Below are 13,174 nucleotides of genomic sequence, written 5' to 3' on the forward strand. Positions count from 1 at the left end.
ATTTTTAAAATCATGACAGTCAGGAAAAATTCTCCAGAATTGACATAAACGAATGCCGATCGCCGTGGCCTTCAGTCAGGCGCACCCGGCCTTCGATATCCGCGAGATGATGATCCATTAACTCCTGCGCTTTAGGCAGATCTCTGGCCTGCAGCGCGGCAACAATCATGCGATGATGATCGGCGCCACAATCATCTTTGCTGTCTGCTTCATACAGCGACATCACCAACGAAAGCCGAGCCACAATCTTCGCCAGCATTTCCGTCAGCACCGGATTACCGGCCAGTTCCGCCAGCACGATGTGAAATTTACCGGACAGCACCGTTTTCGATTTTTCATCGCCGTGATGATGAATATGCTCTTCTTCGTCGGCGAGTTTTTCCAGTGCCGCCAACTGTTCGGTGGTGGCGCGCGCCACAACAAACTCCAGCAGCACGCCCTCGAGCTTACGGCGCGCCTCAAACAGGTGTTTAGCCTGCTCGATACTCGGCTCCGCGACGAAGGTGCCGCGATTGCGTTTGCGTTCCAGCAGATGATCGCTCTCAAGAACGCCCAACGCGCCGCGCACCACGGTGCGGCTCACGCCGAAGTGTTCGGCAATCGCCTCCTCCAGGATTTTGCTGCCCGGCTTAAGCGCCCCTTCGCCAATCGCGGTGGCGAGCGTGGAGCGAATACGTTCGGAAACATCGTCACTGCTATCGGCGCTGTGTTCCGGCGTGCTGGTTGCTGGCGTCACTTTGCTGCGCGTCTTCTTCATGACCTTCCTGACCTCATCTCATCTAACTCAATGCGGGATAATTTACTGCAACACGCACGCCGTTGCCTTATTTATCTTTGTAAGAACATTGATGCGTAACTTTATTCGAGAGTGATGCCTTGCTGAGCACAAATCGCCTGAATATGTGCGGCAGACTGGCGGATAAAGCCGATGGCGGCATCAAAGCCGTAAGCCTGATGTTCGTAGGACGGATAACCATATCGCGTGCGTTCATAGCTTTCCCAATCTTCAAACTCGCCCGTTGCAACCCGCTGCTGATAGCTATCCAGCATTGCGAAATAGGCTTCAAGCTCCGTTTCCGTCAAATCAGGATGGCCTGCACGCCATAGCGGATCGTCAATCTGAATGCACTGGCGCGGATTGGCGCGGCGGCGATTGTCGTCGGTGGATTGCGCAATCTCCAGTGACAGATTTAATCCAGGATTAACCTGCGCGAGGATCGGCAAGATAGCCGCAAAATCCACAATGCCGGTGCCGCACGGGCGCGGCTGGAAATCCAGGCCACCGGTGGCGCGACCAATATAAGCATCTTTGATGTGCGTCTGTCGCACCCAGGGCGCAAGTCGTTTGGTTGCCAGCACCGGATGTTCACCGCGTTGCAGCATATTGGCGGTATCAAGCACCACACCGACGCAATCTTCGCCGACGGCTTCAATCAGACGCAGGATTTCAAAAGAGGTGATCTCATCATGGGTTTCGATATTCATGTGCACGCCGTGCGCGCGCGCCACAGGCGCCAGTTTGCGCAGCACTTTCTCCATTCCCAGCAGCTGATCTTCCCAGGTTACGTCGGTACGGAAGCGATCGACGGCGAGACGGCCAGGATACGCCGCTTTAAAGTTACCAGGAGAAACCCACAGTTCGTGGCAATCGATCGCTGCACTGGCTTCTATCATGCGCGTCAGACCGGCAATGATGTCGCCGTTGCCTATAGCGCGAAGCTCCGGCGACTCTGCGCTGCAATATGGATTGATCTTGCCCAATCCGCTCTCGAGATATAAACCCAGTTCATCGGCTTTAGCGCGGATGTCTCGCAGCATACCGCTGTCGAGATCGGGGCTCATGTCTAACACGGTACTGAAGAAGATCCCTTTCAGTCCCAGCGCGTTGGCATGGTCAAGACTGGCCAGCGGCCCACGTTTTTTTGCTTCGGGTAGCTTTAACCCATCAATGCCTAACTTCATTCTCTGCTCCTTAATCTTAATCTGCCTGATATCTTCTGTTATCAGGCTGCAATTGGCATGCCATGTAGTGCGCCACAGCGAATCACAGCCACGTAACCAACTAATTTTAATGATATAAACTCAAACAAATAAACTTTCGAATGTTTATGCGAAACATTGCGCAAATCAAATCTTACCTTCTAGAAAAGAAACACTCCGCAAGCTCAGTACGCCGTGATATCCCGCTGTACTGGGCTCCACCGCATCCTTGAGTCATTAACCATCCTGCGCCATCACTCTCCCGATTCGGTGGCAATTGCACCAAAATGACGCCAAAACTGCACCATTCTGGCGAAAGAATAAGATTCAAATCTTTCGAATTAAAAGATAACATTACTTTCGCATAAAGTTACGAATTTATATTTTTGCATAATTATCCATTTTAATCATGATGTTGACAAATAAATCACCCTGACTGAAACAATCTGGCATGCCGTTTGCAAAATGCTTCCCAGCAATCAATTTACCTTTATGAACGCGACTCAGAACCAGGGAAGCACTATGCCAGATAAAGAAATAAGCACTGAACGTAAGCGCCTGAGCGTTCAGGGATTGACTCACAGTTATGGCGGCAACAATGCGATCAGTGATGTCTCTTTCACCATCGAACCCGGCGAAATCGTGGCGCTACTGGGCCCGAGCGGCTGCGGCAAGTCGACGGTGTTGCGGGCGATTGCGGGTTTGATCCAGCCGAAAGCAGGCAAGATCGTGTTGGGCAATCAGGATCTGGCGCTGGTGTCAGCCAGAGCGCGCGGCATCGGCATGGTGTTTCAGAATTACGCCCTGTTTCCGCACCTTACCGTGGCGGAGAACATCGCCTATCCGCTGGCGTGTCAGCAGATTTCGCGCGCGGAGCGTAAGCAGCGCGTGCAGGAGATGCTGGCGCTGGTGCGCCTGAGCGAGTACGGCAATCGCCTGCCGCGCGAACTCTCTGGCGGGCAACAGCAACGCGTGGCCGTGGCGCGCGCCATTGCTGGTCGCCCTTCGCTGCTGCTGTTGGATGAACCCTTTGGCGCGCTGGATCGTGCGCTGCGTTTCGACCTGCAGGTTGAGTTACTGCATCTGCAAAAAACGCTCGGCATCACCACCTTAATCGTCACCCACGATCAGGAAGAAGCGCAGAGCCTGGCAAACCGCTTGGTGCTGATGAACAAAGGCAACGTCGAGCAAATCGATACGCCGATGGCGGTGTACGACCAGCCGAAGACGCTGTTCGTCAACACCTTTATTGGGCAAACCAATCAGTTACAGGGCACGGTGCTGCGTTTTGAGCAGGACAGTACCCTGATTGCCCTGGCGGGCGATCGCTTGCTGCGCCTGCCGCGCCGTCTCAATTTCACGCTGGGCTCGCGCGTGACCATCACCTTCCGCCCTGAAGAAGTGCGTCTGGCAAAACAGGCCGGTGACAATACGCAACCCGTTCGCATGACCGTATCCGTTCCGCTGGGTCCAACGCTGGTTCATGACCTGGCAATGGACGATGGCACCACGTTAAGGGCTTCCGAAGTCCGCGGACCGGCAACCTTTATTCCCCAACCCGGCTCGCAACTTTTTGCTGAGATCGATACCGCACGCTGTCACGCCTTCCCGGCTGAACCGCTACCTATGAATGCATAAACAGAGGTCAACACTATGAAAGAGTTTGAAATCAGTCGTCGTCGGTTTGGTCAACTCATGGCAGGTGCTGCTGCCAGCGCCATGCTGCCGGTCTCGCTGCGTGCATTGGCGGCGGGCGGTGGAACGGCAGTGGCCGCGACGTTTCCCGGCAACTGGGAAGATGCCTATCGCAACGTGCTGGGCCCGATGGTGAAGAAAGAGGGTTTTGGCCTGACGATTTCACCGGTGATGGCGCAGGATCAGCTGGCTAAAGTGATGGCCAGCCCAGGCAATCCGCCTTACGACACGCTGCTGATGTCGCCGGGCCAGATGACGGTGGCCGTTGAAAACGATCTGATTCAGAAAATCGATCCTTCACGTTTGAAAAACTGGAACCTGCTCGATCCGGCTTTCCAGGGCGAATATGGCCCAACCGTGACGGTGGAAGTCAACGGCATTGCCTACAACCCGGATATGGTGCCGCGTCCGAAAGGCTATCGCGATCTGTTTGAAAATCCGGCTTATAAAGGTCTGGTTTCCTGGACCGGTTTTGGCTCCAACACCGCCGTCATGGCCTACACCGAGATCGCCAAAATCTTTGGCAGCGGCCCGAACGACATGGCGGCGGTGTTCAAGCTGTTTAAAGAGCATCCTGAGCAAATGGCCAGCATCGTCGACAGCACCAATCACCAGATGACGCTGTTCCAGCAGGGTGAGATCGCGGTGTTTATGTGCAGCACCAATAACGTGGCACGCCTGAAAAGCCTCGGTATGAAGGCGGAGTTTGTTCATCCGGAAACCGGCTCGCCAGCCGCGCCAGTCAATATCCATCTGACGAAAGGCAGCAAAAATCTCGATGCCGCTTATGCCTACATGGACGCAGCGATTTCGCAGGCCGCGCAGACTCAACTGGAGCAGCCGCCAACGGAGATGTTCCCGACCAACGCGAAGGTGCCGCTGACGCCAGCCATTGAGGCTTACATCACCCGCGAGCAGGTTAAAACGCTGGTCTATCCGGACTGGGCGGCGATTAACAAAAATCGTGATAGCTGGATCCGTCAGTTTGATGCCCTGGTTGCTGGTTAAGGTGTAAAGATGAAACAGAGCGGCTTTCCGTACGTTGTACCCATGTTATTGCTTTCTGTGGTGTTCTTCGCGACGCCGCTCGCGGTTCTTATTGGTTTCAGTTTCCTTAAAGGCGGCGGCTTAACCCTGCAACACTATGCCAATTTCTTCGGCGATCCCTTTAACTTCCGGGTGCTGATGAATACCGCCAGATTGGGCATTGAAACCGTGCTCGGCACCACCTTGTTGGGCGTGCCGATTGCCCTGCTGTACTGGCACGGCGGACGCACTTTGCGTCAGGTACTCATTTTCCTGACGCTGATCCCGATGCTGACCAGCAACGTGGTGCGCACCTTTGCCTGGATTGTGATTTTGGGTCGTCAGGGACCGATCAGCGAAGCCTTGATGGCGCTGGGCATCACCGGCATGCCAACCAGCCTAATGTTCACCGAAACCGGCTTGCTGATGGCGATGTGTCAGATCGATCTGCCGCTGATCATCCTGCCGCTGATCGCGGTTTTGTCACGCACTCCTTACCAACTGACCGAAGCCGCACAGGTATCCGGTGCCGGTCCGTGGCGCGTGCTGGTGACGGTGCTGCTGCCGCTGATGCTGCCCGGCCTGCTGGCAGGCTGGATTCTGGTGTTTGCCAGCACCAGCAGCTCGTTCGTCACCCAGGCGGTGATTGGCGGCGCGCGTAATGTGTATGTGCCGCAGTTGATCTACCGCGAAGTCGGGACGCTGTTCGACTGGCCGCTGGCCTCCGCTATTGCCGTGGTTCTGCTGCTGTCCACCGGTTGTCTGCTGGTGGCGCTCACCATGATTTCCCGCCACAGGAGACTGAACGGCCATGTTTAATCGTCGCGAAAATCCCATTCCCGCGCTGCTGTATAAGCTGTTTGTTTATGGCTTCGGCACGCTGTGCGTGATCTATCTGGTGGCACCGATCGTCATCGCCCTGATGATGTCGTTCACCTCCGGACAAACGCTGAAATATCCGCCGCAGGGCTTCTCGCTGCGCTGGTATCAGGCGCTGCTCGATCCTGTGCGTTCGGCCACCGAGCACATTGCGGCCTGGAACTCGCTGAAGATTGCCGGTTTGGCGGTACTTGGTGCGCTACTGTTTGCCGTGCCCGCCACCATTGGTATGACGCGCATGAAGCGCAGCAGCGTCAGCACCATCGAGCCGCTGTTGCTGTCGCCGCTGGTGTTGCCGAGCCTGGTTTACGGCCTGGCCGCATTGATCGTCGCCAACTTCATCGGCTTCCAGCCTTCGCTGTGGCTCAACGTGGTGGGACATGTGGTGGTGTTTGGTCCACTGATGTACCGCGCCGCGTCGGTAGTGGCGCAAGGCATCAATCCATCGCTGGCCGAAGCCTCCACCACCATGGGCGCCAGCTGGTTTATGACGCTGCGCCGCGTCACGTTGCCGCTGCTGATGCCGGGCATCATGGCGGGCGCATTTCTGGTGTTCATTCAATCGCTGGATAACGTCACCGTTTCGCTGTTCCTCGCCGATGCCAGCACCACGGTTCTGCCGCTGCGTATGTTCGCGATGATTGAAGAGTCTCTCGACGTCCGCGTGGCCGCTATCTCCGGCATTTTAATTGCGATAACGCTGCTGGGCATGCTGGTCGCCCGCCGCGTGCTGGCCCCGCGCCCGCAGGCATCTTAACTCACTACATTTATTGATAAGGAATCACTATGAACTCGCGTGCGACACAGGCTCCAGGCTATCGCATTGGCTCGCTGCTGGCCGATTTCCAGCCGGACTTCGAATTTTCCGCCCCGCTGCCGCTGCCGGTAGAAGAATTTGAAGAGCGCCTGCGCAGAATTCGTCGTCAGGCGGTAGAGGCCGGGCATGATGCCATTCTGGTTCATGCCGGCAGCGTGGGGTGGTTCCACGCCTCCAATCACTATCTGCGCTATATCTGTGACTGGATGCGCGAAGGTGTGCTGATCATCCCAACCGATGTAGATAAGCCGTTGACGCTGCTCTCCTTCTTTACCCAATCGGTGCTGTTACCGCCGGGCGGTGAGCCGCTGCTGGTGGAGGATATCTGGCAGATTGGCCCGATTGGCCGTGAATACGCCGATCGTCCCGGCGACTCGGTGCTAAAAACCGCAGAAAAGTGTGCCGAAATCCTGTCGAAGCTTGGGCTGCATAAAGCGCAGATCGGCAAAATCGGCGACCGCACCGCGTTGACCTTCTGGGCCGCGCTGGAAGCCCTGATGCCGGCCAATAAGTTTATTGCTGATAACCCGATTCTGGATCGCATGCAGAAAGTACGCTCGCCGCGTGAAATCGAGATGTTCCGCGCCGCTGCGCAGTTGATCAGCATTGGCACGCAGGCGGCGTATCACGTGGCGAAACCGGGCGTGACCGATCATGAAATCTTTGCCGCCTTCACTGCCGCACAAATGGCCTTCGGCGGCGAGACCGGCGATGGTTATCAGATTGGCATCAATGAGTTTGGCACTCACTGCGGCAAACCTTACGGTCACGTGGTGCGTCCCGGCGATTTAATTAATCTCTACATCTCAAACGTCACCTGGCGCGGCTACACCGCGCAGACCGCGCGCATGATTGCGGTGGGTGACATCAGCGAACGTCAGGAGAAAGTGCTGGCGGCCTGCACCGACGGCGTGAAACGCGCTGAACGCCTGATCAAACCCGGCGCATTGATGCGCGACATCAACAACGCCGCATTCGAACCGATGATCGAGCAAGGCATGCTGACCTCACCTGAAGCGCGCACCATGCCGTACAACTGGGCACCGATGCCGGACGGCGGCGCGCGTCTGATCCCGCAGCAATATGTGCAAGATATCGACTGGGAAGCGCAAGGCCGCAAATTGATGCACGTCTATCCCGCCACTCATGGCCCACACAACCCCAACCTCGGACATTCGGTTGGCATGGCCGGCGGACAAAACAGCTTCAATATCTCCTCGCACAATTACGATCGCCTTGAAGAAGGCATGGTTTTTGTCCTCCATACGCAGTGGCTTGAGCCGTTAAAAGCGGGCTGCAATATCGGTGACTGTTACGTTGTCACCAAAGACGGTTTTGAGAATCTCAGCCGCCACACGCCACTCGAAACACATCGCATTGCCGCCGGAGTGTAAAAATGAAAGAGATGCCAGGACACACCTATTTTGATTTCGCCGAGTTAGGCGAGCGTGAGCGTTACAAAATCCTTATTGGTACGGTAATCCCGCGCCCGGTGGCGCTGGTCACCACCGTCAGCAAGGAAGGTTTACCCAATGCCGGACCGTTTAGCTTTTTCAACGTGCTGACGCACGACCCGGCGATCGTGGCGATTGGCGTGGAAAACTATGCCGATATGCGTTTCAAAGACACTGCGCGCAACATCCGTGAAACCGGCGAGTTTACCGTGCATATCGTTGATGATGCGCTGGTCGAACAGATGGAGATCTGCGCCATTAAATTTGGCCCGGAGGTCGATGAGCTACGCGAAGCCGGTCTGGAAACCACGCCCGGCAGAATGGTGCGCAGCCCACGTATTCTTGCGGCTCCTGCTGCATTGGAGTGCCGCCGCCATACCACGCTGCAGGTCGGCGCGGCGCGCGAGATCATTCTGGGCGAAGTGGTCGGCGTGTATGTGCGCAGTGACGCGGTGAACCCTGAGAACCTGCATATTGATCAGCAACTGATGGATGCGATTGGACGTATGGGCGGCAACACTTATTGCCGAACACGCGAGCAGTTTGATGTGAAAACGCTAACGAAAGAACAGTGGCAGGAGCGTCAGTTAACGAAATAAAAAGGACATTATTTAAATCGGGCTGGATGCATTACCAGTCAGGGCTAACTGACTGGTTTCAAAACAAAGTGTTATATACGCCCTATTCCGGCGTTTACCATTGATTACTGTTGCGCTGGTAATCTATTTGGCTTGGCAAAATTTCAAGATCCCTTTTTCTACTAAAAGCTTGCGACGTGATATTTCCTGTTAACGGCGCGATGTCACGCATTTTCATTTCACGGTTAACCTTAGGCAACCACTCTTCGAACTGTTTCGCGTAGGAATCCGCCAGGTTTTTATCATGGGTGCGCCCGACAAAAAGCTTACTTTTAGCGAGACGGGAAATATCCGTCGCATATATCTCGTAGAGATCGCCGCAATGTACAATTTCAATTGCGGTGAAATGCATATTTGGCCAGAAACTCACTTTTGCTGAAAAATTGCTGTAATTCATAAAATATCACTTATTGTTGGATATATCTGTGTGCCAGATTATTCTGGTCGGGCCAGTAATTATAACGCCATTCGCATGGCCTGATACTGTCAGATAAATCCTGAACTTTTAAAATTGAAATCAGTTTAATACCCCCATTCTTAATTATGGGAGATTATCTTAACTTAAAAAGCCGTCATCATCCGGCGTCTTTCCAACCACGATTTGCAGCGTATTGCGCAGGCAATCCTGGAACACCACATCATTGGTGCTCTCAAGCTCTGCCAGCAGATAGGCGATAATGCTCTTATTGGTAACGGTTTTTTTGTCTTTGATGATAGCGGTGATAATTGAACCCAATATTTCGGCTTCAGATTTCAGTTTTACAGAACCACAATTGAAATAGGCGATAAAATCGGTACTGATATTCATTTTTTGCATGCGTTTCCCCTGGCAACTTAGTGCCAGCACTTTAATGAGTGATAAAAAAATTAATGGAATAGTCTGAAAAGCGAGATTACAAAAGATCTCACTAAGCTGATTGAATTTGTTAAGAAGGGAATATTATTAATTTTAGAGAAAATGTCTATCAAGAGAGCCTGCTGAAGTTTACATTTAGTAGCGTGGGTTTCGGGGTGAAAGAAGTTTTGTCACCGCTTGATTACAAAAATATACAAACACAGAATAAGAGTACAGAATTTTCTTTTAATAAAAACGCTGTTAATTTAAGCAGTTGAAATAAAATCAGCGATAACAGTCAGTTGAGTGATAGTTAGAGCCCAAAGAGAATTGTAAATTAGTCCTGTTAGGTGATTAATGCGCATTGCTGTTTACGGGTTTAAACGATGCAGAAGCGCATCAATCTGCACTTCTGCCCCTTACTTCAAGGCGTTACCGCTTCCCCGCTTACCATTTTTGCTTGCTGCAGACTCGCCTCTTCCTCGCGGAACTTCAGACGATCCCAGACGCGGAAGAACGGATAGTAAATCACCAGCGAAATGGTCAGATTCACTACCTGCAAAACGGTGCCGGAAATATGTCCGCCGGTAGCCAGATAGCCGCTGACGAAAATCGGCGTGGTAAACGGCAGCGCAATCCCGGCTGGCGGTGCCACCAAACCGGTGCTCATCGCCGCCCACGACACAATCACCAGCACCACTGGCGTCAGGATGAATGGCAGGAAAAGATACGGGTTCATCACCAGTGGAATGCCGAACACTAATGGCTCACTGATGTTAAACAGCGCCGCCGGTGCGGCAATTTTACCGAGCTGTTTCATCTGGCGGCTGCGTGAACGAATCAGCATAAAGATCACCAATCCCAGTAGCGCGCCGGTGCCGCCTGGCGCAATCCACAAATCGTAAAACTGCTGGGTAAAGATGTGCGGAATTGGTTGGTTATGCTGAAACGCCTCGAGGTTTTCACTCATGTTCGAAAGCCAAACCGGCTGAATAAACACCAGCACAATCGCGTCGCCGTGCAATCCAAGCGTCCAGAGAATTCCAATCAGCAGTACCGAGAAAATCATGCCGGGCAGCGTGCCGCCCACGTGATGCATCGGCAAACCAATCACAGTGGCAATCAGGTTATTGATATCGCCAAACGGCGACGCTTCCACCGCCAGACGAATCACCAACACCATAGCCAGCACGCAAAAACCGGGTACCAGCGCGAGGAAGGATTTCGCCACCGCAGGCGGCACGCCTTCTGGCATCTTGATCACCAGATTACGGTTATGCACAAAGCGGTAAATCTCGGTCGATAGCAGCGCCACCACGATAGCCACGAACAAACCCTGGCTGCCAATCAGCGAAATGGGTAACACGCCGGTGACCAACTGTGCCGGCGCGCCTTCCACCGGGGCAAACAGCGTCTGCTGCGGAATCGTCATCACAAACGCCACTAACGCCATCGCGCCGCTGGTGAGCGGATCGAGCGTGCGATACTTCTCCGCCAGACGGTAAGCGATACCGAAACTGGAGATCAGCGCCATGATGTCGTAGGTGGCGCGCACCGGATAAAGTAGTTTGTTGCGCCATGTGTCGCCAAACAGATCCGCCATCAAATGGCCCCACGCCGGAATCGGCAGATAGGCAAAGATCAGGAAGAAGCTGCCAATCAGCATAAACGGCATGTTGAGAATGATGCCGTCGCGCACGGAGAGCACATGCTTCTGACCGGCGATTTTCAGTGCGACGGGCAAGACATAACGGTCTATAAAAGTACGGTTGGACATAGGTGTTCCTCTGGCTCAATGGCGCAACGGATTATGGCGTGGCGAACTGCGGCAGCCACGGCTGGTTAAGGGTCAGCACTTCGTCCAGCAAGGCTTCGGCGGTCGCGACATCACCGACTAACGGATTGCCAAGCAGCGCCAGCAGCGCTTGCTCACGATCGCCATGTACGGCGGCTTCGATGGTCAGACGTTCAAACGCTTTGATCTGCTGCGTCAGGCCATTCATCAGCGGCGGCAGCTCACCAAACACCAGCGGATGCGCGCCTTGCGCATCGACCAGGCAGTTCACTTCCACCACCGCGTCGTCCGGCAGGCCGTGAATCGCGCCGTTGTTGCGACAGTTCACCACCAGATTTTTGCCGCTGTTATTGTGAATCGCACTGATCAGCTCGACCGCCACTTCGGAGTAATAAGCGCCGCCACGGAAACTCAGTTGCTCGGGTTTGTGCGCCAGATGCGGATCGGCATACAGCGCGAAAAGTTCTGCTTCCACTTTCATCACCTGCTCGGCGCGCGTGCCTTCGTGACCGTTTTGCGCTTTCTCCTGCTCTTCGGCCAGCATCTGCGGCGTTTGCCAGTAATAGCGGTGATACGGGCACGGAATCGCTTTGAGCGCGCGCAGGAACTGCGGCGACCACGGCATATCTTTGATGTTGTTCATGGTGAGCGATTGGCCGTCGCACAGTTGCTCGATCACCTGCGCGGTCACATCCTCGCCCCGGCACGTCACCTGATGCACCCACACCAGATGGTTGAGCCCGGCGAAGCGCAGCTGCACGTCATCCCAGGGCGCGTCGAGCATGCCGGCAATCATGTGATGCATATTCACCGGCACGTTACACAGCCCAATGATTTTCGCCTTGCTGTAGCGCGACACCGCTTCCGTCACAATCCCCGCCGGATTGGTGAAGTTGATGATAAAGGCGTCCGGCGCCAGTTCTTCCACTTTGCGCGCCACGTTGAGCATCACCGGAATGGTGCGCAGCGCTTTGGCAAAGCCGCCAACTCCGGTGGTTTCCTGGCCGAGCCGACCATACTTCAGCCCGAGGCGCTCATCCGCCGCACGCGCGGCCAACAGTCCCACACGCAGCTGCGTCAGAACAAAACGAGCACCGCGAATCGCGTCGTCCAGCTCAAAATGCACGCTGACTTTTACCTGCTCCAGCCCGTTTTGCTGCAGCATGCGGCGAGTAAGATCGGCGATGACATTAACCTTTTCACGCCCTTGCTCGATATCCACCAGCGCCAGTTCCGTCACCGGCAGCTGCGCATAGCGATTGATGATCCCTTCCACCAGCTCCGGTGAATAGCTGCTGCCACCACCAATAATTGCGATCTTAAGCATGTGTGTCTCCTGCCGCAGTGCGGCGGTAGAGTTCAATGATTTCGCCAGCCAGATCCTGAATCAGCATGGCGTTCATCAGATGATCCTGGGCGTGTACCAGAATCAGCGTGACCGGCAACTTGCCGCTGCCTTCATCCAGACCAATCAGCGCGGTTTGCTGATGGTGTGCAGCGCTGATGCTTTCGCCTGCCGCCGCCAGCTGTTGCTGCGCCTCGTCAAAGCGCCCTTCTCGCGCCAGTCGCAGCGCGCTGATGGCCGCGCTGCGGGCTGCGCCGGCCTGCACCAGCAGCAGCATAATTTCCTCTTCAAACTCGATAGCCACGATTTCAGACATGCAGAATCCCCCACAGCACAAAGCCGTGTAATGTCATTCGGATGGGTTAAAACGGACGTTTAGGAGGCGTGTAAGGCCAGCGCTTTATCGAGCACCTGTTCGCCGCGCATCATGCCGTAATCCATCATGTCGATGACGGCGACAGATTTGCCCTGCGGCGCGGCAATGGCGGTAAGACGGGCCGCTTCGAACTGCACCTGCGGGCCAAGCAGAACCACATCGGCATCCGGCAGAATGCGTTCGAATTCCGCCACCGGCACGGCTTTAATGTCGATCTCCAGACCACGACCTGCAGCGGCGTGCTGCATTTTGCTCACCAGCATGCTGGTAGACATGCCCGCAGCACAGCAAAGTACGATGCGCATAATTTCTTCTCCTGTGATTTGTCCTGGCC

General features: G+C 54.7%; 14 protein-coding genes. 6 read left to right on the plus strand and 8 right to left on the minus strand.

Annotated elements, in window-relative coordinates:
- Positions 1 to 19: 19 nt before the first annotated feature.
- Together HX773_RS16745 and HX773_RS16750 are read right to left on the minus strand one after the other, a co-directional pair.
- Entirely contained in the window at positions 20 to 757 is a 738-nt protein-coding gene (locus tag HX773_RS16745) for a GntR family transcriptional regulator (protein WP_176972460.1), read from the minus strand.
- Between the two features lie 101 nt (positions 758 to 858).
- On the minus strand, positions 859 to 1,962 hold the full coding sequence (locus tag HX773_RS16750; RefSeq protein WP_176972461.1) for a sugar phosphate isomerase/epimerase family protein: 1,104 nt from the start codon (positions 1,960 to 1,962) through the stop codon (positions 859 to 861).
- A gap of 540 nt (positions 1,963 to 2,502) precedes the next feature.
- Between HX773_RS16750 and HX773_RS16755 the strand changes: the two genes are divergently transcribed.
- Genes HX773_RS16755 through HX773_RS16780 form a run of 6 tightly spaced genes read left to right on the plus strand, consistent with a single transcriptional unit; the run spans position 2,503 to position 8,450 of the window.
- Positions 2,503 to 3,618: an ABC transporter ATP-binding protein gene (locus tag HX773_RS16755; RefSeq protein ID WP_218168282.1), complete on the plus strand. Its 1,116-nt coding sequence runs from the start codon at positions 2,503 to 2,505 to the stop codon at positions 3,616 to 3,618.
- A gap of 15 nt (positions 3,619 to 3,633) precedes the next feature.
- Positions 3,634 to 4,683, plus strand: a complete 1,050-nt coding sequence (locus HX773_RS16760) for an extracellular solute-binding protein (RefSeq protein ID WP_176972463.1) — start codon at positions 3,634 to 3,636, stop codon at positions 4,681 to 4,683.
- Between the two features lie 9 nt (positions 4,684 to 4,692).
- Positions 4,693 to 5,520, plus strand: coding sequence for an ABC transporter permease (locus HX773_RS16765; protein WP_176972464.1), 828 nt, complete (start codon positions 4,693 to 4,695; stop codon positions 5,518 to 5,520).
- Positions 5,513 to 6,337, plus strand: a complete 825-nt coding sequence (locus HX773_RS16770; protein WP_176972465.1) for an ABC transporter permease — start codon at positions 5,513 to 5,515, stop codon at positions 6,335 to 6,337. The genes HX773_RS16765 and HX773_RS16770 overlap by 8 nt, the downstream gene beginning before the upstream one ends.
- 29 nt (positions 6,338 to 6,366) lie before the next feature.
- Positions 6,367 to 7,791 (plus strand): M24 family metallopeptidase, encoded by a 1,425-nt coding sequence (locus HX773_RS16775; RefSeq protein ID WP_176972466.1) that lies wholly within the window; start codon positions 6,367 to 6,369, stop codon positions 7,789 to 7,791.
- Between the two features lie 2 nt (positions 7,792 to 7,793).
- Positions 7,794 to 8,450 (plus strand): flavin reductase family protein, encoded by a 657-nt coding sequence (locus HX773_RS16780; protein WP_176972467.1) that lies wholly within the window; start codon positions 7,794 to 7,796, stop codon positions 8,448 to 8,450.
- Positions 8,451 to 8,544: 94 nt separating this feature from the next.
- On the opposite strand, the gene HX773_RS16785 is transcribed toward HX773_RS16780, so the two are convergent.
- The 6 genes from HX773_RS16785 to HX773_RS16810 form a co-directional block, all read right to left on the minus strand.
- Positions 8,545 to 8,886 (minus strand): hypothetical protein, encoded by a 342-nt coding sequence (locus HX773_RS16785; RefSeq protein ID WP_176972468.1) that lies wholly within the window; start codon positions 8,884 to 8,886, stop codon positions 8,545 to 8,547.
- Between the two features lie 159 nt (positions 8,887 to 9,045).
- Positions 9,046 to 9,306: a biofilm/acid-resistance regulator YmgB/AriR gene (locus HX773_RS16790; RefSeq protein WP_176972469.1), complete on the minus strand. Its 261-nt coding sequence runs from the start codon at positions 9,304 to 9,306 to the stop codon at positions 9,046 to 9,048.
- A 442-nt stretch (positions 9,307 to 9,748) separates the two neighbouring features.
- Complete coding sequence (celB, locus tag HX773_RS16795; RefSeq protein ID WP_176972470.1) at positions 9,749 to 11,101, minus strand: PTS cellobiose transporter subunit IIC; 1,353 nt, start codon at positions 11,099 to 11,101, stop codon at positions 9,749 to 9,751.
- Positions 11,102 to 11,132: 31 nt separating this feature from the next.
- Positions 11,133 to 12,446: a 6-phospho-beta-glucosidase gene (locus tag HX773_RS16800; protein WP_176972471.1), complete on the minus strand. Its 1,314-nt coding sequence runs from the start codon at positions 12,444 to 12,446 to the stop codon at positions 11,133 to 11,135.
- Positions 12,439 to 12,780, minus strand: a complete 342-nt coding sequence (locus HX773_RS16805; protein WP_176972472.1) for a PTS lactose/cellobiose transporter subunit IIA — start codon at positions 12,778 to 12,780, stop codon at positions 12,439 to 12,441. The genes HX773_RS16800 and HX773_RS16805 overlap by 8 nt, the downstream gene beginning before the upstream one ends.
- Positions 12,781 to 12,839: 59 nt before the next feature.
- Positions 12,840 to 13,148: a PTS sugar transporter subunit IIB gene (locus HX773_RS16810; RefSeq protein WP_176972515.1), complete on the minus strand. Its 309-nt coding sequence runs from the start codon at positions 13,146 to 13,148 to the stop codon at positions 12,840 to 12,842.
- Between the last annotated feature and the right edge of the window lie 26 nt (positions 13,149 to 13,174).

Source organism: Pantoea sp. B9002 (assembly GCF_013385945.1).
Lineage (GTDB): Bacteria > Pseudomonadota > Gammaproteobacteria > Enterobacterales > Enterobacteriaceae > Pantoea.

What these genes read in the sequence shown, in the direction of transcription:
- HX773_RS16765 (WP_176972464.1), top strand. Translation starts at nt 4,693, where the DNA reads ATGAAACAGAGCGGCTTTCCGTACGTTGTACCCATGTTATTGCTTTCT.
- HX773_RS16745 (WP_176972460.1), bottom strand. Translation starts at nt 757, where the DNA reads ATGAAGAAGACGCGCAGCAAAGTGACGCCAGCAACCAGCACGCCGGAA.
- HX773_RS16770 (WP_176972465.1), top strand. Translation starts at nt 5,513, where the DNA reads ATGTTTAATCGTCGCGAAAATCCCATTCCCGCGCTGCTGTATAAGCTG.
- HX773_RS16755 (WP_218168282.1), top strand. Translation starts at nt 2,503, where the DNA reads ATGCCAGATAAAGAAATAAGCACTGAACGTAAGCGCCTGAGCGTTCAG.
- HX773_RS16785 (WP_176972468.1), bottom strand. Translation starts at nt 8,886, where the DNA reads ATGAATTACAGCAATTTTTCAGCAAAAGTGAGTTTCTGGCCAAATATG.
- HX773_RS16775 (WP_176972466.1), top strand. Translation starts at nt 6,367, where the DNA reads ATGAACTCGCGTGCGACACAGGCTCCAGGCTATCGCATTGGCTCGCTG.
- HX773_RS16780 (WP_176972467.1), top strand. Translation starts at nt 7,794, where the DNA reads ATGAAAGAGATGCCAGGACACACCTATTTTGATTTCGCCGAGTTAGGC.
- HX773_RS16760 (WP_176972463.1), top strand. Translation starts at nt 3,634, where the DNA reads ATGAAAGAGTTTGAAATCAGTCGTCGTCGGTTTGGTCAACTCATGGCA.
- HX773_RS16750 (WP_176972461.1), bottom strand. Translation starts at nt 1,962, where the DNA reads ATGAAGTTAGGCATTGATGGGTTAAAGCTACCCGAAGCAAAAAAACGT.
- HX773_RS16805 (WP_176972472.1), bottom strand. Translation starts at nt 12,780, where the DNA reads ATGTCTGAAATCGTGGCTATCGAGTTTGAAGAGGAAATTATGCTGCTG.
- celB (WP_176972470.1), bottom strand. Translation starts at nt 11,101, where the DNA reads ATGTCCAACCGTACTTTTATAGACCGTTATGTCTTGCCCGTCGCACTG.
- HX773_RS16800 (WP_176972471.1), bottom strand. Translation starts at nt 12,446, where the DNA reads ATGCTTAAGATCGCAATTATTGGTGGTGGCAGCAGCTATTCACCGGAG.
- HX773_RS16790 (WP_176972469.1), bottom strand. Translation starts at nt 9,306, where the DNA reads ATGCAAAAAATGAATATCAGTACCGATTTTATCGCCTATTTCAATTGT.